Raw genomic sequence first — 25,418 nt, forward strand, 5'->3', positions numbered from 1 at the left:
CTATCAAATAGAATAAGAGCTGCGCCTTGCAGCGCAGCTCTTATTCTTTAATATGGATGCCGTAATGGTCAAACCAAACGTGCACTTGGCCAAGGTACGCAAGCAGCTGCGGCCCGGTCATGAGTTGCCCGAACCACGGCACTTGGAACGACTTCCCTTCCGATTCGACGAGCGCCGTCAGTTTTTCTTGATCGAAAAACTCGTGCAAGATGGAAGAACGGTCGCGAAGCAGCTGCTCGAGCCATTGTTTCACCAGCTTCGTATACTGCGGATGGTGCGTTTTCGGGTACGGGCTTTTCTTCCGGTAGAGCACATCCTCTGGGAGCAGCCCTTCCAGCGCTTTGCGCAAAATGCCTTTTTCGCGTCCGCCGTACATTTTCATTTCCCACGGGATATTCCAGACGTATTCAACGAGCCGGTGGTCAGCAAACGGCACGCGCACCTCGAGGCTTGCCCCCATGCTCATCCGGTCTTTCCGATCAAGCAGTGTCGTCATAAACCAAATCATATTTAAGTAAAACAGCTCACGCCGCTTCGCCGCCTCAGCGCTTTCTCCTTCAAGACGCGGCACTTCGGCAAGCGTTTCTTCATAACGCATTTGCACGTAGTCGTCAAGGCGCAGTTTTTGCCGCCATTCGTCTTTTAACAAGCCGATGCGCGCTTCAATCGAACGCATCCACGGAAATCCTTTTCTCGCTAAGTCGTCCGGACGATGAAACCACGGATAACCGCCGAAAATTTCATCGGCGCATTCTCCGGATAAGCTGACGACAAACTGCTCGCGAATTTGTTTACAAAACCAAAGAAGCGACGAGTCCACATCAGCCATGCCCGGAACGTCGCGGACGATTACCGCGTCATGCAAATGATGGAACAGCTCTTCTTGGGTGATCACGCAGCGGTGGTGGATCGTTTGAAACTTGTTTGATACTTGCTCGATAAACGGTGCGTCCGTATTTGGCTGAAAATCATTTGCTTGAAAATATCGATCGTTCCCTTCATAATCGATCGAGTACGTATGGAGCGGCCCTTTTCCGTCGGCGGCGAAAGCGGTGGCGGCAATCGCCGTAATGGCGCTTGAATCGACTCCGCCTGATAAAAACGTGCATACCGGCACATCGGAAACGAGCTGGCGTGTGACGGCATCGGTCAATAAAAAGCGCAGCTTTTCGATCGTTTCCTCGAGCGAATCGCGATGGACGTCGCTTTCAACGTTCCAGTACCGCCAGATGCGGAGCCCGGCGCGGGAGAAAGTCAACGCGTGTGCTGGGCGCAGTTCTTGGATGCCGCAAAACACCCCGTGCCCCGGGGTGCGCGACGGTCCAAGCCCGAACACTTCTGCCAATCCTTCATAACTGACTTCCGTTTTTACGCCTGGGTGGGCTAAAATGGCCTTGACTTCAGAACCGAACAACAGTTCCTCTTCATGTTGGCAGTAAAACAGCGGCTTGACTCCGAGGCGGTCGCGCGCCATAAATACCAGCTCCCGCTCCTCATCCCAAACGGCGAAGGCAAAAATGCCGTTTAACCAATCGACACATTGTTCTTTCCATTCTATATAAGCGGCGAGCAGCACTTCCGTGTCCGAATGGCCGTCAAACCGATAACCTTTGCGCAGCAGCTCCTTACGGATGTCCTCCGTATTGTACAGCTCACCGTTGTAAACGATCGTGTAGCGGTGTCCGTTTTTGTTCCGGATCATCGGCTGTTTGCCGCCGGCCGGGTCAACAACGACGAGCCGCTTATGGCCGAACGCGGCATGGGTGTCAAGCCATGTATTTGTATCGTCCGGCCCGCGCTTGGCGAGCGTCTCCGTCATCCCGGTAATAATCGCTTGCTCACGGCGCAAATCGCGCCCGAAATGCACCCAGCCAGTGATGCCACACATACGAACCAATCCTTTCTTTATCAAAAATGGCAGATAACGATTGTTCGCCCGAACTGTTCACATTGTTCTTTCGATCGCCCGTTCCTCTGTTTCCTTGCGGCGATCTCCGGCTATCGTTCTCCGTAGCAGGGCGATAGCCCTCCCCGCATCGGCATGATTCCATTTTATGCACTATCAGTAATTTCGATGAATTGTCCGAAGACAACAACCACACGAATAAACAAACAAAAAAGTGGAAAAAAAGAGAAATACAAGGAGGATGAAAGAAATTGGGCATTGAAGAGCGCTTGCAATGTATTGCGGAGCAGCCCCGAGCTTACGTGCAAGGAACCGTCGAGTTTGTGAACAATGAATGGATATTTTTTGATGAAGAAGCGGAAGAAGCGGCTCTCGTCGAAGAAATGGCCGAGCAAGGCATCGAGCTGTTCCGCTATGGGCACTGGCTGTCCGGACAATGGCAAGACACCGGCACGATCGCTACTGATCTCGGCATCTTTCCCCTGACAAACGGCGACCGTATCCGCTTCCGCAAACGGCTGACATACGCGTATCGGCAATGGCTTGCCTCGCTTCCTGATCCGTCTTTTTTCCAGTTCGTTCAATGGCTGAACAGCCTCGGGTTTTCGCTTTACGATTGCCTGTACTGCTACAACGGTCTATTGTTTGCCAAATCGGCCGGCGTCAATTTCATCATTTATGACAACACCGAGCAAATCGGCAATGTCCACCATTATTATGAGCGCGGCCACGCGCCAAGCGACCGATTTGAAATCACGTTTAACAGCGGTGAACGAGCGATTTGCGCTCAAATCGGCTGAAGGCGAAAGCGGTCGGCAGCTGCATCGTTTTGCTGCTGACCGGATCGTTCGCCTCAACTGCGTTACCGGATGCTGCGGCGGCTTAGCCTTCATTGGTCGAGTCGAAACAACTACTTATTGCCGCTCTTTTTGCCTCTCTGACATATACGCCATCACCTCTTCAGCCACAAGCGGCGGGCAAAGCGCATACCCTTGGGCGTAGCTGCATTGCAAATCGCGGAGCCGTTCGAGCTGCTCCGGCGTCTCAACCCCTTCAGCAATCGTTTCCAGCCCTAACCCGCGCCCCATTGTAATCATCGCGCTAACGATGGCTGCGTCGGACGCGTTGGCATGCAAATGTTCGATAAACGCCCGGTCAATTTTCAAAATGGTCGCCGGCAGCTGCTTTAGATAATGGAATGAAGAATAACCGCTCCCGAAATCATCAACGGCGATGCCAACGCCGAGCCGCTTTAGCTCATCGAGCGTCCGCATCGTGCTCGATAGATGACGGAGCATTGAATGTTCGGTCAGTTCGAGATGCAAGCATGACGGCGGCAATGTTGACCGCTTGAGCGCTCGTTTCACATCATCAATAAATCGTTCATGCTGAAATTGTACAGCAGAAACATTGACAAAAACAGCTAATTGATCATTGCCCGTTATGTCCTGCCACCGCTTCGTCTGCCGGCAAGCGGTTTGCAGCACCCACCGGCCGATTTCATGAATCCATCCGGTCTCTTCAGCCAGCGGGATAAACTCATCCGGCCGCACCAGTCCAAGCTCCGGGTGCCGCCAACGAATAAGCGCCTCTGTGGCGATGACCGCGCCGGTACGCACATCGACAATCGGCTGGTAGCAAAGAAACAGTTCATTTTTTTCAATCGCCTTGCGCAAAGAGCTGCCCATTTCAAACCGGTGAACTGCTTCCTCATTCATGTGTGTGCAATAGCGCTCCACCCGGTTGCCGCCGCTTTTTTTCGCGTTGTTCACTGCAATGTCGGCATGGCGCAACAGCGTATGTTCATCCGCTCCGTCATCTGGAAACACGGCTAACCCGATGCTGGCTGTAACAAAAAATTCTTTTTGGCCATACACTGTCGGTTTCGCCACTTCGCGCACGAGGTGAAGCGCCGTTTCGGCTGCCGTCTCGGCGCTCGTTTTTAACGGAAACAGCAAGCAAAACTTATCGCCATGAAACCGGCCGAGCTGCGCCCCGACCGGCAGTACGCGCTTCATGCGCTCAACTAGTTGGCGCAAAATATCATCGCCGGCGTAATGGCCAACGCTGTCGTTAATCCATTTAAACCGGTCGAGATCGATGAAAGCGACCGCTACTTTCCGCTGTTTCCGTTTCGCTTTTTCCAGTTGATTCGAAAACAGCTCCATCCATTTCGTCCGATTTGGCAAGTTTGTATCCGGATCGTAGTACGCTAAGTAGGCGATTTTCTCCTCTGCTTTCTTTTGCTCCGTAACGTTGTGCCCAATCCCGTAAATGCCGACTTTTTTTCCATCCACAATAATCGGGATGTTTTTCATTTGAAAAAGAAGTTGTTCTCCTGACTTCGTCGGAATTTCCAACTGGTATGTTTGCACATTTCCGCGCAGCGCCCGGTAAAAATAGCGGGTGACGCGGGGAATGTCACTTGGGTGAACGTACTTGAGCGAATTGGTATATAAAATGTCTTCTTTCCTATAGCCAAGCACTCGTTCAAAAGCAGGATTGACGCTCGTAAAACGGCCGTGCAAATCGGTGGAATAGACGATATCGGTATTATGTTCAAACAGCGACTTATATCGCTGCTCAGACATTTGCAGGCGGGCGTAAAGCCGCTCCATATCGCGCGACGATGTCGACATCAGCTGCGCTAATGTCGTGATCCCTTCCGGCGGCAGCGGCATTTCGAAAGCTGGCCCTCCCTGTCCCGACGCCGCCTCTTCCGCTAGCGAAACGGCAGCAAACGCCCCTAGCCGCACGGTTGTATACGCGTCTTTGACCATTACTTCCATCGCCGGAAAGAGGGCGGCTTGTCCGAACGCTGAAACCATCCCCTCGAGCATTGGGCGCGTATACCCTCCTAATGCCGTACTATAGTAAAATATCATTTCTTCTATCGGTTGCTTAGCCGCTTGCGCCGCCAGATCGTGCATGCTCCAGTAAAACGACGGAGCATGAACGTAGGCAAACCTCACTTTTTCCCCTTCGCTGACATGACCGTTGACCGCGACCGCCCCGTTTTCACGCACCCGTGTGATCGGCAGGCAAACATACTGCCCATTTCTCTCGACAACAAACGGAAACTCCATTCCGGAAAGCGGTAAGCGCTCCATAAACTCTTTCCCTAAATACCGTTCCAAACAAAGTGATGCTTTTTGCCCGTCGAGTTCGTCAATCTGTTGGCCAGCGCTTTTCGTTATTAAAAACGCCAACCCGATCGGTTCCCATAAAAACGGGGAGAAACAACGAACCCGAAGTGACGCACCGCTGAACGAGACAGCGACCACTCCCTGATCAAGCCGGCCATCGCGCGAAAATAAAATGCAGCCGTCCGGAAGGGTGCAGCCGACGACGGTCATCCGCTCGTTCACAAGCGGCAAATGGCGGAGAAGAGGGAGCAAAGCGGCACGGCAATCGGTAAACAACAAAAGCAATGCCGTCTCTTCGTGAATGGCCGCCTCTTCGATCTTTGCAGCCAGCTCGGCTGGATGGACATCATCAACCGCCGGGAATGCCACCGACGAAATGCTCGATTCCGTCATTGACATCACGTCGGCTAAAAACGTCGTTTCGCCGATGATCGGCAACGGCCCCGCCATCCCGACAAGATGGGCGCCCGGCCAACGGCGCGCCGCTAACTCGACCGTGCGGCGCACCTTTTCTTCATCGTCAGCGGCGACTTGGATGAACAACGACTCGGGCGGCACAGAACAATCATCTTCGACTAGCCGGTGCAGTTCCTCGGCATGGCGGCAGCGCAGCGAACGCATAACCATTGACGCCTCCTTCTATTAATCAAACCATTCTGAACATTCGAAAAGTACCGTTGGTTTTAACATACCACATTTTTTGCGCAAGAAAAAGCGGCAACCCGCTGTTAGGCTGCCGCTTTGTTTAGAACACATCAAAGCCGAGCGGCAATAGCAAACCGAGGAATAACGTCACAACGAGCGCAATCACCCATTGCGTCCATCCTGCCGCCGCGCTTTTTCCTTTTTTCCCCGCCATCAACACCATTTCCATCGCTCCGATTACCCATAATCCAGCGAGCGCCTTCAACAAGTAAAGTCCGGAAATCGTGGCGATGCTATGTAACAAAAGCAAACCGGTGATGATCGTTATAATATAAAACAGCCGCAAAATCATTTGTACGATGTTGGCTTTAGCCGCCCCTGAGCGCTGCATCGACACAGCGATCAAAAACAAGATAATCATAATGATCCAGCTCGTAATATGGACATGCGTCAATTGAGATCCCTCCAACTTTTCCATGGTCATCCTCATCATAGCATGGGCAGCGAGCCGTTGACAAACATTACGAAATGCGAAAAGCGCCTCCGTTTTGGATGGCGCTTTTCATCTGCATACGATTCCTTTTCCCTTGGCTCATTCCCCTACTTTATTGCGTAGCGTGCCGATTCCTTCGATCGTCACTTCGACGACATCGCCCGTTTGCAAAAAACGCGGCGGACGCATTCCTTTGCCGACCCCAGCCGGCGTTCCTGTCGCAATAATATCGCCTGGCTCAAGCGTTATGCCTTTTGAGATCGTCTCAATGATCGATTCAATCGGAAAAATCAACTGTTTTGTGCTCGCCTGCTGGCGCACTTCGCCGTTCACCCGCGTTTCGATGCGCAAATCGTTCGGATTTGGAACCCATTGGCTCGGCACGATCCATGGCCCCATCGGACAAAATGTATCCAAGCTTTTGCCGAGCAAATATTGTTGATGCCGTTCCTGCAAATCACGAGCGGTCACATCATTGATGATCGTGTACCCAAATACGTAATCGAGCGCTTCTTCGCGGCGAATGGCCCGCCCTTTTTTGCCGATGATCAAGGCGAGCTCCCCTTCGTAGTCTACTTCATCAGTGACATCCGCATGGCGCAAAATCGTTTCCTCATGGCCAATGACAGTCGTCGGCGTTTTCGAGAAGACGATTACATGTTTCGGCACATCGGCGGCATCTCCTAATTCAAGCGCATGGTCAACATAGTTTTTGCCGATGCAAAAAACGTTTTTCGCCGGCCGTGGGATCGGGGCAAGGAGGCGAACATCGCCAAGGCGATAGACGTAGTCCGGCCCCGGGTGGCGAAGCGCCCAATCGATGACTTTCCGGGCCCGATCCAAAAAAGCGCCCCCTTGGGCGATGGCCTCTAGCATCGACGCTGGAATCGTCTCTTTGCCGTCCATCGCTCGTTCGGCACGACGCAAATGGATAGCCGTCTCCTCCCCTTCCGGCACCGCTCCGACCCATGTTTCTCCGTTGAAAACCGCCGTAATGAATTTCATTGCTTCCTCTCCCTCTCTACCTAAGTCTTCCGCTGCACACAGGGACGGGCATACAGGCCGCACCCGTCCATCCCTCCCCATTGCGGCGCATCGCCCATTCTATTCGCCGTCCAAGCGAAAAAGTCCTGTTTTTTGTAGAATTTTGTCTGAATTAGGAAATTTACCACTTATTTTCCCGAATCGCTTCCTTTTTCCGTCGTTCTATGTATAATAATGTTTAGTTTCCACTATGGCTGTCGGTTGCGACCTTAGCCATACAACAAAGGTCTTGCTTCGGTCACTCCCAGCAGCAAGCCTCAACCAACATTTCAATAGAATTGATGGTGAAGGAAATGGTTCTCTTGCTAATTGAAGAAAAACGGCAACAAATGATCGAATTGGCGCTCACTCATGGGTTTACAGCAAAAGAAACGATCCACTGCAGCCAAGAACTTGATCAATTGATCAACCAATATTTGCGGCAAACAATGGCTTTTGAACCGCCTGCTCCATCCGTCCAATAAGCGACGGATTTTTTATTGGCCCGGCTGGCGCCGAAAAGGCGGACGCATCCCGTACGTTCCCCATCTCCACAGCCATTCGACCGGGCCAAACCGAAATCGGGCGAACCAGCGGCGGCTTGCCCATAAACTAGCGGCATAGATCCCGATCGCCAATAGCGCTCCTTGCCATTCGTTCAACCGCCCGTACCACCCGAGCCCATAGCTGTAAAAAAGCGACGTGCAGATGAGCGACTGAGCGAGATAGTGGGTGAGCGACATTCTCCCAGCATCTTGCAGCCATCGCCACGCCGGCCGCCCATTGGCTTTCCCGCAAACAAACACAGCAGCAGCAGCGTAGAACACCGCCAAAACCGCGCCGCCAACGTTGTCCTGGATATACATCGTCAACGTGTTGGCCCCGATCCAGTACGGAATCGCTTTTAGCGCCAAGCCGAGGCATAGCGCCACGCCCATGAAGCGGCGCAACGTCGCGGCCGGATAGCGTTCGGCCTCAAGCCAACGCTCTTTGGCGGCGTAGGCGCCGAGAAGGCAAAACGGCAATACAGCCAAGAGCGTAAATAGAAGCCCGCCATCGCTATTGAGATACAACCAATCGTGCCATCGCTGCCAAAACACATCGCGAAACGTTCCACTTTGGTAATGGCGGAGGGCTGCAGCTGCCTCTGCCTCTTTGCCCTCAGTTGCCCCCGTCCATCCGGCCATCATACTTATGGCCAGCAACAACGCTACGAGGCTGTGAAAAAGGAAAAAACCGGCCAGCGCCGCCGTCCGCCACCAGCGCGGCGGGGCGTTTATGAACAAAAGCAACATCAGCCCAGCAAGCGCGTACGGAATTAAAATATCACCAAACCAAAGGCCGAACGCATGAATGGCGCCGAACATCAACAAAAGAAGGAAGCGGCGCAGCAAAATCGGAATCGGCCGCTTCCCGCGCTCGCGCAATCGGTGGCAAAGGATGGCCGTGCCGAATCCGAATAAAAAGGCAAACAGCGGATAGGCGCTCGCTTCAAACAAAAGATCGATGACCGCGGCAACCGCGCGGTTGAGGGCGCTGCCGCCGACGTCTTCCACATATAACGCCGGCGACGAGAAATAGCGCATGTTGACAAGCAAAATGCCAAACAAGGCAAACCCGCGCAGGACGTCAATCGCCGCGATCCGTTCTGCCGATAAAGATGTCACACAACCCCTTCTTTCTATCTTTTCGCTATGCCGAAGGAGGCGGCTCACTCAGCGGGCACCCTCATGTCATCGCCAAACGTTTCGCCCCATTACGGAACAGTCGTCAGCCTTGCACCGCCAAGCCCTCCGCCACATATCATGATCCGCCCTTCTGCCGTTTTCGCTTTCTGTCTCTGTTGTCAGAGCAGCAAGCGCGCACGTCACGCCATCAGTTGACATAGCGCCCCGTTTTTCCTATTGAATCCCAATATTGGCGGCGCAAATGCACTTTTTGAATTTTTCCAGACGCGGTCTTCGGCAGCTCATCCACAAACGTTACACCCGTGATCGCTTTAAAATGGGCCAACTTTTCCCGCGAAAAGGCGATCAGCTCCCCTTCGCTCACCGTATGCCCCGGTCGAACGACGACGAACGCATGCGGCGTTTCCCCCCATTTTTCATGCGGCACGGCGATGACGGCCGCTTCAAGCACAGCCGGATGCTCATAAAGCGCCCCTTCGACTTCAATCGAGGAAATGTTTTCTCCTCCGCTAATAATAATATCCTTTTTCCGGTCGACGATATCAATATGCCCGTATTCATCGACTGTCGCCATATCCCCTGTATACAGCCAACCGTCACGAATCGTTGCAGCCGTCGCTTCATCGTTTTTCCAATACCCTTTCATGACGCCGTGGCTGCGGACGATCACCTCACCGATCGCCCGTCCATTCTTCGGCACTTCCTCTCCATTCTCGTCGACGACTTTCACCTCGCAGCCGATCATCGGATAGCCGGCTTTCGCTTTCAGCCGCTGCTTTTGTTCGGCAGGCAGCCCGTCAAGCTGCGGGCGGATAAGTGAAATGGTGCTGAGCGGAGACGATTCCGTCATGCCGTATACTTGAACGAATTTCCAGCCGAGTTTTTCTTCGACGCGCGCAACAAACGCGGGCGGCGGTGCGGAACCGGCAATGACGACCCGCACCTGTTCCGGAACGTCCGGCTTATGTTGCTCGTAATATTGCAGCAGCATGTTAAGCACGGTCGGAGCCATATGCATAACGGTCACACGATGCTCGTTGACAAGGTCAAAAATGGTTTTCGGATCGACTTTGCGCAAACCGATCTGCGTCGCTCCGTTAGCGGTGTAGTAAAACGGCGAACCCCAGCCGTTGACATGGAACATCGGCAGCACATGCAAATACGTATCACGGTCGGATACAAATAGATGATGCATCGTCACGAGCGCATGCAAATAATTGTTTCGATGGGTCAACATCACTCCTTTCGGATTGCCCGTCGTCCCGCTCGTATACAGCAAGCTGCATACGTCGTTTTCGTCGATCATCGGGCGCGGAACGGGCGCGGCCGATTGGGCGGCGAGCCATTCGTCGTAAGCGGTTTCAGCGATTGCCGCATCTGTTTTATGGTGAACGATGATCTCCTCGACCGTCTCAAGTTGATCTTTGACAGGCGCAATCAACCCGTACAGCTCTTCATCAACGAACAACACTTTGCTTTCGCTATGGTTCAAAATGAAAACATAATCGTCCGGTTTCAAACGCGTATTGAGCGGCACCATCACTCCTCCCACTTCAAATACGCCATAAAACCCTTCGAGCATTTCGAGCGTGTTAGGAGCTAAATATGCCACGCGATCCCCTTTACGAACTCCAAGTCCCCGCAGCCCATTGGCGAGCCTTCGCACCCGCTCGCCAAGCTGTCGGTACGTCACTGTCCGCCCCGAACAAATCATTGCCGGCTTGTCCCCGTACAGGGCCACAGCGCGGTCTAAAAAATGGGTAAGCACAAGCGGTACGTTCATCTCCCTCTCCCCCCGGCTATATATTTTAGAAAATTCACAATTATATTATATAGGAAGATGGGCAAAAGAAAAAGACGGCCTTTTCCCGTATCGACCGTCTAGTTGTTTCCTTTCGCCCCCGCATCAAACACATCGGGATCCACCGTATTCGTGACGCTGCAAAACGTATTTGTTTGCAAAAAGTCACCTGTATTGCCGCCGCCGGCACCGGAGTTCGTTTTTGATGTGCTTTTTGGAGCGATTTGTAACACATCCCCCATGTTTACGGTGCCGTTGCCGCCCACGCTCGTAACCTTAATCCCGCCAATCACGATCGCTGGCATCGCCTTCCCCTTCCTTTCTGGCCATTCTTTTTTATCATATGCTGTCAAGCCGTCTGCCACTTGGACACCCGTCCCGCATTGAACCGATTTTTCTCCGCATTCATACAATGCAGTAACGATACGGGGGGAAGGAGGAGCTCTGATGCCTTCATTTATTAGCGGCCCGATTAAAATTACCCATGTGAGCGGAGACGGAACCGTCAATTTTGGCGATGTATTGCAAATCGCGCCAAAGAGCACGGCCAAGTCGCATACCGGCGCGGGCGGCAGCAACAACGGGGATTTCTTGCAGACGAATACGTTTGTCAGCTTTACCAACACCGGCGATCCTGACATTTTGGACTCGAATAATGCAGCGAACAATTAGAGCGAACGTTTTCCGGCTTGTGCCCATACATTAGTAGTAACTACGAAGCAGGGAAAGGAGCATGCCCCCATGCCGGCTTTTGTCGGAATCGTGAAACTGAACAGCGTCGGGAGCAGCGGCGTGTTCCATATTGGCGATGTGTTTGCGATTTCCCCACAAAGCGTGACGAAAACGTTCGCTGGCGCCGGTTCGTTTAACACCGGCGACGGGCTTCATGTCTATAACTATTACAGCAACACAAATACGAACGACGCTGATGTCGCCGATGAAAATGTCGTCGGAAACGTATAGAGGAGGGGAAGGAGGTTGAACGTTTATATCAGCCAAAGCATTTGCATCCATCAATTGCGGATCGGTTCGGTGACGAATTCATCCGTTTTGCAAATCGGCAGCGCCGGCAGCATTCAGGCGCTGTCCACGCTCGCCAACACCGGCGGATTCACCGGCCCGGTCCCGCAGGCGACCGTGCCGCTCGGTCCGCAAGCGCAGGCGGCCGCCCCTCTCGTCCCTCTCCATTCAGCCACTCGCTAAATTCAACAGAAAACAGTGATGAGGACCAGAGGCCGTCCATATATTGAAGTAAGAGGGCTCTGGGGAGAGGATGATGGTGCACGATGAGTTTATACGAGTATTTCGTCAAGCTGCACCGCTATTTATCATGGCAAACAAAAAAAATACAGGCGCTTGAACAACGCCTTCACCTTCTCGAAGTCCGGCTTCGGGAAATCGAGGCCCAACCGCGCACATCGATCGAACGAATCGAATATAAGTTTGATCAATTAAAAGTGGAAACGCTAGAAGGAACATTAAACATTGGGATTGCCCCGCCGGGAGCCGGGGGAACGATTGAGGACTTTGCCGTTGAACCGGTAAAAACGGTGATTCCAAAACCGGAACCGGTGCTGATGCGCCCCATTCAAGAAAAAGTGGCCGCCTATCTCAACAAGGAAGCGCCAGAAACGTTAAAACAGCTTGAACGTCAATACGGCCGCCGCCTTGACGACACGTATCGGCAATTTATTTTGCAAGACATTGCCCGCCAGACCGATGACCGCATTCGCTTTTATTTGCAGGAAAAAGCGAACCAAGGCTACGTTCCGTCCGACGGCCGCGACGAAGCAGTCGAAAATGAAATTTTCCAGAAGGTAAAGGCTGATATTGAACAATCCCTTGACGCGTTTCTCAAACATTTGCCCACGGGGGGAGAAGAACCATGAATTATACGGTCATCAACCGCGATGTGCATGTCGGCGATATCCGCCTCGTAGCGGTCGCCAGCGCCTCGCTGTTTTTAATCGGCGACGCTGATGTGATCAACTTGTCATCAGCGTTTGACACACCGCCGGAATCGCTTATTATCGGCCCGTTCGTCCCGCTCGTGCCAGCTCGAGGGGAAGCACCGTGAAACGGACGTCAGTAGTGCAGGCATTTCATGCGGAAACGCTGATCATTAGCTCCGTACTGCAAATCGGTGACTCGGAACGGATTTCCGCCCGTACGCGCGCCTTGGCCGTCCAGCGCCAATATGAGCTGTTTTTTGGCCCGGAAGGAGAACAAACATTCCCGATTTTTACAAAACCGATCCCGCGCTGGTCTTCCCCGCCGCCAGTCGCTTCCCGGCGGACGCTCCATCACTCTCCGGTCATTTCGGTCCGGTCAGTTCGCGTGCTTGGGATTTCTTCGTCAGCTGTCGTCCATATCGGCTCAACCTCCACCGCAGAGGGGGAGGCACGAATTAAACATATTCGCCAGCTGGCTGACTTTGCACCGGGCGCGCAACCAAGAGGGAGGGATTCATAATGCCTTCGTTCGTCGGTCCGATTAAAATCAATAACGTTGGAAGCGGCGCCGTCGTCCAAATGGGGGATTGCCTGTATATTGCGCCGAAAGTCGCCACAAAAACACAAGCCGGATCCGGCGGTTTCAACACCGGCGACTTTGTGATGACAAACAACGCCATTAGCTTTACGAACGCGTTTGACCCAGATGTGTTTGACCAAAACGTCGCCGCTAACAACTGAACATTGTCAAAAACAAACAAGGGGGCAGATCGCCCCCTGTTTTCTTTACCGAGCACTTGTTTTTTTGTTCAACGGTTCACTCCTTACATCGTTTCCAGCCGGACGCGCGTGCCGCGGCCGGACGGCTCAGCCGGCTCAACGATGAGCCTCCGCGGCAGACGCGTGCGAATTTCTTGAACATGGCTAATGACGCCGACCGCCAGCCGTTGTGTATGCAGCTTTTCCAAAGCGGAAATGACCATATCGAGCAGTTCGGCATCAAGCGTGCCAAACCCTTCATCCAAAAAGAAAAACCGGAGCGGATATTCGCCGCGCAGCTGAATTTGCGCCGACAGCGCCAACGCCAGTGACAGTGAGGTCAAAAACGTTTCCCCGCCGGAGAGCGTCGCCACCGGCCGTCTGACGCCGCCGTTGGCATCATCGCGGATGAGAAATCCGCCTTGCGAATCGAGTTCAAGCGAGTAACGGTGCCTGGTTAACCGTTGCAGCCGCTCCGCGGCGATGGCTGTCACTTGTTCGAGTTGCTCTTCCGCCATAAACTCAACAAAACTATTGCCGCGAAGCAGTGTCTGCAGTTGCTTATACCGCTCGATCTGCCGGCTGAGCTGCGCTTGCTTCGCCTCAAGTTCAACAAAACGGGCATGTTTTTTTCTCAACTCCGCCACTTTGGCTTGAATGGCCCCAAGTTGTTGCGTCATCGTTTCCATTTGTGCTTTTCGCTCGGCGTATACGCGCTGCAGCATCTCCCATTGTTCAGCGCTCACCACCGCCTCGCCGAGGGCGGCCGCAAGTTGAGCCCGGCGGTGCTCCGCCTGTTCCACTTGGCGCCAATAGCGGCGGATGGCTTCGTCCCACTCACCGCATTGCTCTTTTGTCGCCCTCGCCCGTTCAGCTTCTTCCGCATCGGTAAACGCCGTATCGGCAAGGGCGCGGCGCCAGCGGGCGAGCGCCTCTTCTTCGCGGCGAACCCCTTCTTCATACGCCTGCTTGGCCGCCTTTGTCTCGCTTTCTAGCGTCTGGTGCTGTTTTTGCGCACGTTGCCATTCATCATACGCCTGCTGCTCGCCGCTTTGCAGCCGGCGCCATTCAGCTTCCGCTTCCCGAAGCTGCACAGCCGCCGGGCTGGGGCCGGCTTTCTCGCGCCGCTGCCGTGCATACTCTTCCGATAACTGCTGTTTAGCGTTAATAAGCGAATCAAGGCGTATGCGCTCCGTCTCCATCCGGCGCTGTTCTTCGGCCGCTTCTTCTTTGGCCCGCTGTTTTTCTTCTAAAAACGGCACGCTATCCTCAAGCCGTTTTTGCACGTCGCGCCACCTTTTCTCTTGTTCGCGCAGCTGCTCGTATACCGCATTGATCGTCTCGAGTGAAAACGAAGGGTAGGCGTGTCTCCACTGCTGCTCAAGCTGCTGCCGCTCCTCTTCGAGACGCTGTCTTTCCGCTTGCAACGCTTCCCTGTCAGCGGTCGCCCACCGGCAGGCGTTTTCCGCTTCGCGCCGCGCCGTTTCCGCTTCGTTCCATTGGGCGAGCGCCCGATAAACAGATTCTTTTTGCTCAATGACATCTTGCTCGAGCGCCCGCACTTCAACGGTGACATCGTCCACCTCTTCTGCCGGGCGGCCGGCGGCAAAGATAGGGGGCGCCCCATGGCCGGCGGCCAGCCCCGCGAGCTGTTCAAGCTGCGCCTTTAGCGAGAACAAGACTTGTAAATCTTGCTCACACTGCCGGCGCTCCTGCTCGAGGTTAGGCAATTGCCCGTGGCCGGAAGAATGCGGCATCGTGGACGAATGCGGATGTTCGCGCGACCCGCACACCGGGCACGGCTCACCAGGGCGGAGCCGTTCGGCCAGCACAGCCGCCAGTTCCGCCGTTCGCGCCTCTTCCATCCGCTTCCGCTCCGCCTCCATGTCTTGCTGCAGCGCGTACAGCCGTTTTTCGACGTCCTGCTGCCGCTGACAGACGGAATGGTATGTTTTCTCTACGAGCCGAAACAGCTGCTGAAGCCGGGCGCCGACGGCGGCAGCCTGGTGTTCCCTCTTTGCCCGTTCCTCTTCCGCCTGGCGCCACATCGCTTCCTTTTGCCGGAGCTGTGCATCAACACGGGCGATGGCGGCTGCCGCTTGCTCGATTTGCCGCTTCTCCCCATGCGCCTGCTCCACTTCGTCTTTACCGGCTAGCGCCTCCGCATACCGCTGCAATTCTTCTTTTAGCTCCTGCTGTCGCTTCATGCCGCGTTCATACCAGGCAGCCGCTTCTTCGAACCGGCGTTGCGCCGCTTTCTCGCGAACCGCTAGCCGATTTCGTTCCTCATTGAGGGCAGCAAGCTCATGCGTGAGCGCCTCCATTTGCCGCTCGAGCTGTTCTGCCTGGCGCAGCCGCTCCGTTTGCGCCAGCAGCTCCGGTTCGCGGCTCGCTTTTTCCTGCCGCGCCTGTTCGTAGCGGCGCACCGCTTCCTCGTAGCCGGCCTTGGCTTCCTCGAGCTTTCGCGCCAGCTCTTCGTAGCGCTTGGACGCCTCTGCCCGCAAGCGCCGCGCCTGTTCGTATTGTTCCCGGTACGGCCAAATGCGCTCCGCCTGCTCAGCGCGTTCCTTTTTTTCTTCGAGCGCACGGATTTCCGGCTCACGCCGGCGCAGCTCGGCCAGCTCCCGCTCGACCGCTTCTTTTTCTTGCTGCCACGCCCAAAGCTGTCTCGTCCGTTCAACATCCGCTTCGACGTCCTCGAGCTCTTTTTTCCGCTTGGCAAGCAGTGTGGTCAACTCCCGCTCCTCCGCTTCCGCTTGTTCGAGCGCGGCTTTTGACGCATCGCCAAGCCCTGCCTTCTCCGCTTTGATTTTTTCCTCTTCTTGCTCAGCTACGGCAAGCCGATCTTTTAACTTTTTGTTTAGTTGGTCGCCGTACCGCTCAAGGTGGAAGAGGCGCTGCAGCATTTGCCGCCGCTCCGCCCCTTTCAGCGATAAAAATTCAGCAAATTTACCTTGCGGCAAGACGACCGCCCGAGTGAAATCCTCCATCGTCAAACCGAGCAACTGTCCAATCGCCTTGTCCACATCGGACAGCTTGTCAGCGAGCACGACCGGCTCCGGCCGATGCTCGATCAGCCGGCAGACAGCGCTTCGCGTCCGCCATTCATCCACTTTTTTTAAACTGCGCTCCACCGTATACCGTTTGGCCCCCGCCGCATGTTCAAGCTCAAATGTAAACGAGACGAACAACTCCTGTTCAGCATGGTTGATGATCGCTTGGGTGCGGTTGGCGGCCCGCACAACACTGCCGTACAACGCCAGCGTAATGGCGTCTAAAATCGTTGACTTGCCGCTTCCGGTCGGACCAAAAATGCCAAATACGCCGCCATCACATAGCGTGGTGAAATCGATCGTCTGTTTTTCGCGGAAGCTATGAAGCCCGGCGATCGTCAGTGAAATCGGCTTCACTCCTCTCCCCCCTCTTTCTCTTCTTCCGCCGCCAGCTCTAAAAAGAGGCGGACGAGCTCTTCATCCGGCGTCTGCCCCCCGGTTTGCCGTTTGTAAAAACGGCAGAACATCTCTTCGAGCGAGAGCGTTTCGCGGCTCATTTCGGCCGTCTCTTCCACCCGCTGCGGAAACACCGGACGGATATGGACAAAACCCGCATGAAGTTTACGCAGCCGATAAATTTCTTCCATGGTTAGCGGTTCGGTCACATGAAGCTCCAAATCAACCCAGCACGATGGGTCTTTTCCTTCCTCGCACCAGCGGTACACCTGGGCGAGCCCTTCCGTCGCTTTCCAACGGACGAGCGGCTTTCCGGCGGCAAGCGGAATTTCCGTCACGCTGGCCGCCCCGCCCGGATGGACATCAACAACCGTGACCGACTTGGCATGCCCCGCTTCAGAAAAGCTATAGGCAAGCGGAGAACCGGAATAGCGCGCCGCCGTCTCCGCCCGTTTGACGTCCTGCGGCCGATGCAGATGGCCGAGCGCCACATATTGGGCGGCCTTCGGCAAACTCGCCGCCGCCACTGTATAAGCGCCGCCCACTTCAATCGGCCGCTCGGAATCGGACGTATGGCCGCCGGCGACGTAAAGATGGCTCATCACGATATTGACCGTCTTCTCGGTGAATGAGGCGGCCATCGCCGTTAACAGCGCACGGATGCGGTCATCATACCGGTCGCGCAGCGCCGTTTCCCGATGGTCGGACGACAGCAGTTCGGCGAGGCGTGATTCAGACGGATAGGCCAACGGCGCAAGCATCATCGTTTCTCCGCACGATGGGACGTCAATCTGACAAACGGAAGCTTCCGGGCGGCCGAAAAGAAAAATATGATAATCGGAAAGCAGCGTCCGAGCCGCGCTGATGCGGTCCGGATGGTCATGGTTGCCGCTGATGACGGCGACCGGCCGGCGTCCCTTGTCGGACAGGCGGGCTAAACTTTCGTAAAACAATTGCTCCGCCGCCGCCGGCGGATTGACGGAATCGAACACATCGCCGGCCATTAAGATGACGTCAATTTGTTCGTTCCTAACGATTTCGACAAGCTCGTCGATAAACGCTTCCTGCTCAGCCAGCCGGCTTCGGCCCTCGAGCGTCCGCCCGAGATGCCAGTCGGCCGTATGCAAAATGCGCATCGTCTCTCCCCCTCCGCTTCACTCCACTGCGAGAAAATATCCACCGTCAAACGAGTATAAGTAACATTCCGCCACCGGCACGCGCCAAATTTGCTCAATGGCTCGCCGATAGAGGCGCATTTGCGCCCCGTAGCGGCCAAGCAAAAAGCGGGCGGCCGCCTCTTTTTGACCGGCGAAGCGGCCCGTCACTTCATCCGTCTTATAGTCGATCACCACATAGCCGCGTTCATCGGCAAACACGCAGTCGACCACGCCTTGCACGAGCAGGCGGCGGCCGCCATCCATCCCTTCGCCGCCGTAGAGTTCGTCAGCCGGAAGCCCTAAGCTGAACGGCACTTCGCGGTATACTTCGCCGGCGGCGCAGAGGCGCCGGCCGATGTCCGTTGCGAAAAAGGCGACGATCGCGGCGGCATCGACCGCTTCAGCTTGCTCGGCCGACAGCAGTTCTTTTTCGACAAGTCGAATGATTTGGTTGCGGATCGACGATTCGTCCAGCGGTGCGTGCAAATCGAGATGGCGCATGACGACATGAAGCGCGGTTCCTTTTTCAGCGGGTGTCAACGTTTTTTCCTGCATAAAGCGCGGCCGGACAAACAGCGGTGCCGTCCCTTTGCGCGGCAGCCATTCGTCCGCCTGTTCGCCAAACAGCACCCGCTGTTCTTTCAGTTCTGAGACTGACTGTTTCGCGCGCACGGCCGTCTCCTTTTCGTAGCGATACCGCCATAACAGGCGGCGCCTTGCTTCCTCCTCCCATTCCCCGCCGATTGAAACGGGGCGGCCTTGTTCGAGCGCGGCAAGCGTGCCACCATCCTCCCGGTCGGCTGACATCTCCCCGCCGCGCAAATTGGCTGCCGGCACGATCGCAAGACGCCACACCGACGGATGGGAGGCAATCTCCGGCGGCGCTGACGCATCCACTTCGATTAAGGCGCGCCCGTCTCGATGGCGGATGAGCGCCCGGCCGATCCAATCTAAGTACGAACGGGCCGACGCCCGCACATCGTCAGGAAGGAGCCAGCCGCTTTCAGCGGCAATGCCTTTCCATTTTTCAATCTCCTTGTCCGCATCATTGACCGAAGCAAGCAAGTACAGCTTCTCTTTTGCCCTTGTGAGCGCCACGTACAAAACGCGCATTTCCTCCGCAAGAAGTTCAAGCCGCTTTTTCACTTGAATGGCCAACAGCGGCAGCGTCGGATAGCTGATGCGCAGCCGCGGATGGACAAACCGGGCGGCAAATCCGAGCTCTTTATCAAGCAAATACGGGGAATGCAAGTCGCGCGTATAAAACGGGCGCGCGAGTCCGGCAAGAAACACGATTGGAAATTCGAGCCCTTTGCTGCTATGGATCGTCATGACGCGCACGACATCTTCCTGCTCGCCGAGCGGACGGGCCGCCCCTAAGTCGTCGCCGCGCTCTTGCAGCCGCTCGATGAAGCGGAGAAAGCGGAACAGCCCGCGGAATGACGTCGACTCGTATTGCCGGGCGCGGTCATATAGGGCGCGCAAATTGGCTTGCCGCTGCTTCCCGCCCGGCAAAGCGCCGACAAAATCATAAAACTGCGTATCGCGGTACAGCTGCCAAATCAGATCCGCTAATGAACGGCGGCGCGCCATCGTTCGCCATTCTTCCAACCGGTCGAGAAAAGCCATGGCTTTTTTCTTGGCATTCTCCTCCTCCTCCGTTTCCGCCGACTTCTGGCAAAACGCTTGCAGCGCCTCGAAAAATGCGCCTTTCGGGTCGCTGAGGCGGATCATAGCGAGCTCGTTTTCATCAAACCGAAATAGCGGTGAGCGGAGCACAGCCGCCAGCGGAATATCTTGATATGGATTATCGATCACTTTCAACAGCGACAACATAACCGAAATTTCCGTCGCTTGGAAATAGCCGGATGACAAATCAGCCGCTGCCGGAATGCCATGCGCCTGCAGCTGTTCAATGAGTTGCGGCGCATTTGTCATCGAACGGACGAGCACGACGATATCGCGATACATGGCACGCCGCGGTTGCCCGCTCGAACGGTCATACACATAAAACGGACGCGAAACGATCTCCTTTATTTTTTCGGCCATCAGGCGAGCCTCAAGCTCCGCTGCCTCAAGCTCGGCCGCTTCCTCCTCTTCCTCTTCCGATGCGCGCTGCCGGTCGATGATCATCACCTCCGGAACGGCATCCGTCCCATCCGGATAATCGGCGCCGTACGTAAGCTGCGCCGCCTCATCGTAAGCCATTTCTCCGACCGCTTCCCCCATGATTTGTGCAAATAGAAAATTCGTCCCATCGAGCACCTCGGCGCGGCTGCGGAAGTTGCTCGCCAAGTCGATTTTCATTCCCCCTGCTTCCCCATCACCGGTAAACCGCTTGTACTTATCAAGAAACAACATCGGCTCGGCAAGGCGGAACCGGTAAATCGATTGCTTGACATCGCCGACCATAAACAAGTTGCCCGTTCGCTCGCTTCCTTTTTTGACGAGCTGCAACATCGTTTCTTGGACGAGGTTCGTATCTTGATATTCATCAACAAGCACTTCATCAAACTGCGCCTGGTACTCCAAAGCGGCCGATGACGGCTGCCATTCGCCTGTTTCCGGGTCGCGCTGCCGCAAAACGCGCAAACAGTAATGCTCCAGGTCGGAAAAATCAACGATCCCTTTTTCCCGTTTCGCAGCTTCAAACATGGCGGAAAAGCGGCGGACGAGAGCGACGATCGTTTCGACGACCGGCTTCATCTCGCGCATGTGACGAAGCCAAGTAGACGGGCGAAGCGAAAACACGTTGTCGCGCAGCGCTTCGATTTTCTTTTTCGCCTGATCGCGCAGCGATTTCGCTTCATCGATGAGCCGCGCCTCATACCCGTCGCCGCGGCAAGCCGGGAGCCGCCCGAACGACAGCGATTGCAGCGCATGATGCAGCCTATCCCACGGCCCAGCCAGCCGTTTTTCCAAATCGGCAATCAAGTCCATATCTTCGTCCAACCGTTTCTTGTACGGCTTCGGTCCTCTTTCTTTCTCGGCAAGCTTCAAAGCCAAGCCGATAAGCCGCTTGGCCGCCGCCAGCTCCATCGCCGCGTGCTGGGCGATATAGCGCGCCGGCGGCAGCGTTTCGATGGGCGTCTGTTCATCGACATCATACATCGATACTAGATTAGCCAGCCATTCATCCGGCGCCGGATGGGAACGAGAGAATTCATAGAGCGCCAAAATCATCTCCTGCAACTCGGCATCGCTCCGGTCACTAGTGTAAGCATCGACAACGGCGAAAAAGCGCTCGTTGTCCGCCTTCCCGTATTGTTCCTCGAGCAGTTCCTCAAGGACGTCTTCCTTCAACAGCTCGATTTCCGTCTCATCGGCAATGCGAAACGACGGATCTAAATCGAGCAAGTAATAATACTTGCGGATCACATCCAAACAGAATGAATGGAGCGTCGAAATTGAGGCGCGGTTGAGCAGGCTGAGCTGACGCCGCAAATGGAGCGAATGCGGACGCTTGGCAAGCTCCCGTTCGAGCGCTTCACCAATTCTCGCTTTCATCTCGGCTGCCGCTGCATTCGTAAACGTGACGACGAGCAGGCGGTCAATATCGACCGCTCCTTCTTCCGCCGTCACCTTTTGAATGATTCGCTCGACGAGAACGGCCGTTTTTCCGGATCCGGCCGCCGCCGCGACGAGAATGTCCCGGCCGCCGGCCGCAATCGCCTTCCATTGTTCATCTGTCCACCGGCTTCCGGCCGGTTTCGGGCGAATCGTAGCGTTCACTTTTCGTCCTTCCCTTCCGCTAATGTTTCGATCACCGCATCCTTCGTCTGCGGAGCAAGCTTCCGATATTCGTTGCTAGGCAACGCCTCATCGAATTGACATACTGGCTTAAAGGCGCAAAACTCGCACGCCGTTTTGTTTTTCAGCTTATACGGGGCGATGGATACGACACCGTCGGCGATCTGTTCGCCGATGTCGGTAAACAAGCGGCGAACATGTTGACGGAGCGCAGCAAAATCAGAGGCGCTGGCCACCGAAGAACGCGAGTGGATCGCCCCGTTTTTTGTTAGCTGAGCGGGCACAATAAGCGACCATTGCCCGTTTGCTGCTTGGCTGTCCATCAGCCGGATCGCCTCGGCATCGGCAAGCAGCAGCCCGCGCATCCGAAACGGTTCAAGCAGCTTTCTCTCCAGTTCCATTTCGTCGTCCAGCCATTGCCGTGCTTGAATGATCGGATTGTGAATATGAAAATAAAGCACCCCGGCCGGCAACGCTGGCTTGCCGACAAGCTGTTCAGCATACGTCAGCACAATATCAAGATACGTGAACATTTGCAGCGCTAAACCGTAATAAACTTCCGTCAAATCGAGCGTTTTGGCGCTCGATTTGTAATCGATGATGCGAAGGAGCACGCCTTGGCTGCTTTCCGCCTGATCTACGCGGTCGATCCGCCCGACAAGCTCCATCACCGTTCCATCGCGAAGCTGAAAGCGAAGCGGCGGCAAGTCGCCGCCCGGTCCGAACGCCAACTCAAATCCGACCGGGGCAAAGCCGCTCGCCCGCGCATGTTCGCTCAATACGTGCGCCGTGCGAGAGACAACGTTTTTCAGCTTCCGTTTCATATATTCATAGCGGCTCGAGCTCGATAACACTTGTTGCTGGATGAGCGGGGCGATCCGCTCGACTGCCTCATCCGACAGCCGCTCGCATTCCGATCTGGATAGCTTTTTCCAGTCAAGATGCTGTTCACGCACTCGGTCGGCAATTTGCTTGATGGCCGCATGGAACAATTGCCCGACATCCGGTGCCTCAAGGCGGAAGACGTTCCGCTCTTTCAAGCGCAGCCCGTGTGAGGCGAAATGAGCGTACGGGCATTTTTGAAACTGCTCCATGCGCGAGACGCTCGCCTGAATTTTTTTTCCGTACAGCCGCCGGCTCCATTGTTTTTTGAGCGCCGCCGCCTGATTCGTATAAAATAGCGCTGACACCGCCTGCCCTACTCGCCCCTTCCATTCCGGATGACTGATCAGCACATTATATACATCCCACCAAAGCGGAGCGATGCTGTAATTTCGCTTCCACGCCCGCAGCTGGCTGATGAGATACGTCTGTGTCGCCCGCGGCGCGGTGACAAACGCCTCCGGCTTCTCTTCGGGGGCATCGAACGGATCATTGCCGCATAAATGAACAGATACACGTGGAAACAATTGAACGAGCTGCTTGATGAGCGGGGACGGCATGAGCGCTTTCCCCTCGCCATCGGCAAGCGGATATGTAACGTATAGCCGTCGGCTCGGACAGGCAAGAGCCAAGTAAACAAAAAACGGATCGTAAAACAGCTGCTCCCGCCCTCCCGGCGCAAGCGTTACCCCGAGTTCGCGCAATTGCTCCCGCTCAACCTCGGCCATGAGTCCTTCTTCTTTCGCTTTAGCCGGGATGACGCCGTCATTGGCGCCGATGATAAACGCATACTTGACATCAATCAAGCGCGAACGGTCGAGCTGGGCGACGATCACTTGGTCGATCGCTGGCGGAACGAGGGCGAATTCCAGCCGGTCGAGCCCGGCTTCGATAATTTTGGCAAACTCGGCAAGCGGCAGCGGTTCCGCCCCGAGCATTTCGACGTATTGGTCGAGCAAGTCGACGACCGCATTCCACGCTTGTTCGTGCTGGCGCGCTTCGATAAGGCGTCCGTCCGCTTCCGCCTGCGCGCTCATTTGTTCTAGTTTTTTCGGAATTTGCAACTCTTCTAAAAAGAGATATAACGCCGTGCAAAGACCGCGCCCGTCGGCAGCCCGGCGCAGACGGCGCTCAAGCCGGCGGAGCGGGGCCGCCAGCGCGTCACGCCATTCATTAAGCTTGTCCTCAAACTGCCGCTCCTCATCCGTCTGCGGCGCATTCAGCCCGTCAAGCGCCTGATAGCGCCGGTATGTCCAACGTTCACCGCTTGTCCACTTTTCGCCTTTCACCCCATAGGCGAGCACATAGTTTTCGAGCTTGTCAGCCGCCTCGCGCCACATGGCCAAGTCACCGTCAACCGGAAAGAGCAAATCCGTTTTGACAGCACGAAAAACCGCCTCATAACGCCAGCGCGTCACTACCGTCTCCAAAGCAGCGCGCACGAGTTCAATGAGCGGGTGATGATGCATCGGCTCTTTTTCATCCATAAAATACGGGATGTCAAAGTCAAAAAACACTGTTTTCACAAGGTCGCGATACGCTTCTGTCTGGCGGATGATAAGCGCAATGTCGCGATAGCGCGCCTCTTCATCGCGGACGAGGCGGATGATTTCCCGGGCGACCGCTTCGATTTCCGCGCGGCGGTTGGCTGCCTCGTAAAGGCGGACCGCATCGGTCTCCGCTTCATACGGCAACAGCGGACGGCGGTGAAACTGCGCTTCAAGATGGGCGAGCGCCCCGTCTTGATGGCGGCGGTTTGCGGAAAGCACGACCGGCGGCTCGATCATAATATCATTGGCCAAAGCGAGCTCGCGCAACTGGCGGTACGTCTGCGCCGGCAAGTAAAAAAGATCGAGCTCATCCGGCATCCCTTCATCGTAAGGGCGGTCAGCCGTCAAGCACACGGTGACGCGCCGGCAGCGGTGAAGCAGCTGTTCAATAACCATATATTCTTGTGGGGAAAAATGATGAAAGCCGTCGATATAAATGTCGGCGCCGTGCAAGTAGCCGGAGCGGGGGATGTGCTCGGCGAGCAGGCGCAAATAATCTTCTGAGTCAAGATAATGGCCGAGAAGACTTCGTTCCAACTCCTCATAAACGAGCGCCACATCGCTTAACTTATCGGCTAGCAGCCGGCGGCCGGGCTGGCCTGATCCGCCCTCGAGCACGCCGGCATGGCGGCGGAGTTCATCCGGCGTCAAGCAATACCGCTTGCATTCTGTGATCATCTCGTGCATCTGTTCGACAAAACCGCTTTTCTCTGCCGCACGTCCAAACAGCTTCAGCTCTTGTTTGCGCTGTTCAATAATTTTTCGAATCATCATCTGCACGCCAACGTCGTGAACGTGGTAACGGTTCATGCCTCCTGTTTCTTGCAGCACGCGCCAGGCGAGACGCGGGAAGCTGAACACTTGGGCGCGGATCATCCCTTCTGTTCCGTCCGTATGTATTAGCGCGTATTCACATTGAAACGTCATTTGTTCCGGGACAAGATAGACGACCGTCCTTCCCTTTGGATCTTCCTGCAGCTGGCGGCGAATTTCTTCAAGGCAGAAAGCCGTTTTTCCACTTCCCGACCGCCCAAGCAAAAACCGCAGCGACATCGCAATCACCACCATTCATTTCCTTCATATTTATTCCATTTTAGCACAAACGTTCGTATTTGACGAGTGATTTCCACCCCGCTCATCTATTACAACAATGAAACAGCAAAAAAAGATCCCAAGGCAACTCCGCCCTCCCCCTCGTTGCCAACCGCAAGCTCCGG

At 55.2% G+C, this 25,418-nt stretch carries 20 protein-coding genes; 9 read left to right on the forward strand and 11 right to left on the reverse strand.

Going from position 1 to position 25,418, the window contains the following annotated elements:
- Positions 1–40 precede the first annotated feature (40 nt).
- Positions 41–1,888, reverse strand: a complete 1,848-nt coding sequence (gene asnB / locus B9L21_RS12425) for an asparagine synthase (glutamine-hydrolyzing) (RefSeq protein WP_063166617.1) — start codon at positions 1,886–1,888, stop codon at positions 41–43.
- Positions 1,889–2,157: 269 nt separating this feature from the next.
- On the opposite strand from asnB, the gene B9L21_RS12430 reads away from it, so the two are divergent.
- Positions 2,158–2,706: a DUF2777 domain-containing protein gene (locus tag B9L21_RS12430; RefSeq protein ID WP_063166618.1), complete on the forward strand. Its 549-nt coding sequence runs from the start codon at positions 2,158–2,160 to the stop codon at positions 2,704–2,706.
- 114 nt (positions 2,707–2,820) lie between these two features.
- Here the strand turns inward: B9L21_RS12430 and B9L21_RS12435 are convergent, their stop codons facing one another.
- From B9L21_RS12435 to B9L21_RS12445, 3 genes are all read right to left on the reverse strand, one after another.
- Positions 2,821–5,673, reverse strand: coding sequence for an EAL domain-containing protein (locus B9L21_RS12435; RefSeq protein ID WP_063167407.1), 2,853 nt, complete (start codon positions 5,671–5,673; stop codon positions 2,821–2,823).
- Positions 5,674–5,797: 124 nt separating this feature from the next.
- Positions 5,798–6,151 (reverse strand): YisL family protein, encoded by a 354-nt coding sequence (locus B9L21_RS12440; protein ID WP_063166619.1) that lies wholly within the window; start codon positions 6,149–6,151, stop codon positions 5,798–5,800.
- Between the two features lie 138 nt (positions 6,152–6,289).
- Positions 6,290–7,195: a fumarylacetoacetate hydrolase family protein gene (locus B9L21_RS12445; RefSeq protein WP_063166620.1), complete on the reverse strand. Its 906-nt coding sequence runs from the start codon at positions 7,193–7,195 to the stop codon at positions 6,290–6,292.
- A gap of 332 nt (positions 7,196–7,527) precedes the next feature.
- Here B9L21_RS12445 and B9L21_RS12450 point away from each other — a divergent pair, with 332 nt between their 5' ends.
- Positions 7,528–7,698 (forward strand): aspartyl-phosphate phosphatase Spo0E family protein, encoded by a 171-nt coding sequence (locus B9L21_RS12450; protein ID WP_063166621.1) that lies wholly within the window; start codon positions 7,528–7,530, stop codon positions 7,696–7,698.
- A gap of 12 nt (positions 7,699–7,710) precedes the next feature.
- On the opposite strand, the gene B9L21_RS12455 is transcribed toward B9L21_RS12450, so the two are convergent.
- From B9L21_RS12455 to B9L21_RS12465, 3 genes are all read right to left on the reverse strand, one after another.
- A complete protein-coding gene (locus B9L21_RS12455; RefSeq protein ID WP_063166622.1) occupies positions 7,711–8,880 on the reverse strand; it encodes a DUF418 domain-containing protein in 1,170 nt (389 codons plus the stop codon).
- Between the two features lie 208 nt (positions 8,881–9,088).
- Positions 9,089–10,684, reverse strand: a complete 1,596-nt coding sequence (locus tag B9L21_RS12460; protein WP_063166623.1) for a fatty acid--CoA ligase — start codon at positions 10,682–10,684, stop codon at positions 9,089–9,091.
- 98 nt (positions 10,685–10,782) lie between these two features.
- Entirely contained in the window at positions 10,783–11,007 is a 225-nt protein-coding gene (locus B9L21_RS12465; protein WP_033013815.1) for a spore germination protein, read from the reverse strand.
- Between the two features lie 142 nt (positions 11,008–11,149).
- On the opposite strand from B9L21_RS12465, the gene B9L21_RS12470 reads away from it, so the two are divergent.
- From B9L21_RS12470 to B9L21_RS12500, 7 genes are all read left to right on the forward strand, one after another.
- Positions 11,150–11,374: a spore germination protein gene (locus B9L21_RS12470; protein WP_063166624.1), complete on the forward strand. Its 225-nt coding sequence runs from the start codon at positions 11,150–11,152 to the stop codon at positions 11,372–11,374.
- Between the two features lie 69 nt (positions 11,375–11,443).
- On the forward strand, positions 11,444–11,665 hold the full coding sequence (locus B9L21_RS12475) for a spore germination protein (RefSeq protein WP_063166625.1): 222 nt from the start codon (positions 11,444–11,446) through the stop codon (positions 11,663–11,665).
- Between the two features lie 15 nt (positions 11,666–11,680).
- Entirely contained in the window at positions 11,681–11,905 is a 225-nt protein-coding gene (locus B9L21_RS12480; protein ID WP_063166626.1) for a spore germination protein GerPB, read from the forward strand.
- 83 nt (positions 11,906–11,988) lie between these two features.
- A complete protein-coding gene (locus B9L21_RS12485; protein ID WP_063166627.1) occupies positions 11,989–12,591 on the forward strand; it encodes a spore germination protein GerPC in 603 nt (200 codons plus the stop codon).
- The gene (locus B9L21_RS12490; protein ID WP_063166628.1) at positions 12,588–12,779 is read left to right on the forward strand and encodes a hypothetical protein; all 192 of its coding nucleotides are present in this window, start codon (positions 12,588–12,590) and stop codon (positions 12,777–12,779) included. The genes B9L21_RS12485 and B9L21_RS12490 overlap by 4 nt, the downstream gene beginning before the upstream one ends.
- On the forward strand, positions 12,776–13,174 hold the full coding sequence (locus B9L21_RS12495; protein WP_063166629.1) for a spore germination protein GerPE: 399 nt from the start codon (positions 12,776–12,778) through the stop codon (positions 13,172–13,174). The genes B9L21_RS12490 and B9L21_RS12495 overlap by 4 nt, the downstream gene beginning before the upstream one ends.
- A complete protein-coding gene (locus B9L21_RS12500) occupies positions 13,174–13,395 on the forward strand; it encodes a spore germination protein (protein WP_063166630.1) in 222 nt (73 codons plus the stop codon). The genes B9L21_RS12495 and B9L21_RS12500 overlap by 1 nt, the downstream gene beginning before the upstream one ends.
- 83 nt (positions 13,396–13,478) lie before the next feature.
- Here B9L21_RS12500 and B9L21_RS12505 read toward each other — a convergent pair whose 3' ends face one another.
- Genes B9L21_RS12505 through addB form a run of 4 tightly spaced genes read right to left on the reverse strand, consistent with a single transcriptional unit; the run spans position 13,479 to position 25,254 of the window.
- On the reverse strand, positions 13,479–16,823 hold the full coding sequence (locus tag B9L21_RS12505; RefSeq protein WP_063166631.1) for an SbcC/MukB-like Walker B domain-containing protein: 3,345 nt from the start codon (positions 16,821–16,823) through the stop codon (positions 13,479–13,481).
- Entirely contained in the window at positions 16,820–17,998 is a 1,179-nt protein-coding gene (locus tag B9L21_RS12510; protein WP_063166632.1) for an exonuclease SbcCD subunit D, read from the reverse strand. Before B9L21_RS12510 ends, B9L21_RS12505 begins: the two co-directional genes overlap by 4 nt.
- An 18-nt stretch (positions 17,999–18,016) precedes the next feature.
- The gene (gene addA / locus B9L21_RS12515) at positions 18,017–21,751 is read right to left on the reverse strand and encodes a helicase-exonuclease AddAB subunit AddA (protein ID WP_063166633.1); all 3,735 of its coding nucleotides are present in this window, start codon (positions 21,749–21,751) and stop codon (positions 18,017–18,019) included.
- Positions 21,748–25,254 carry a helicase-exonuclease AddAB subunit AddB gene (gene addB / locus B9L21_RS12520; RefSeq protein WP_280527132.1) on the reverse strand — a complete coding sequence of 1,169 codons (3,507 nt, stop codon included), beginning with the start codon at positions 25,252–25,254 and terminating at the stop codon, positions 21,748–21,750. Before addB ends, addA begins: the two co-directional genes overlap by 4 nt.
- Positions 25,255–25,418 lie beyond the last annotated feature (164 nt).

Origin of the sequence: Geobacillus uzenensis (genome assembly GCF_002217665.1) — a bacterium.
Taxonomy (GTDB): Bacteria; Bacillota; Bacilli; order Bacillales; family Anoxybacillaceae; genus Geobacillus; species Geobacillus subterraneus.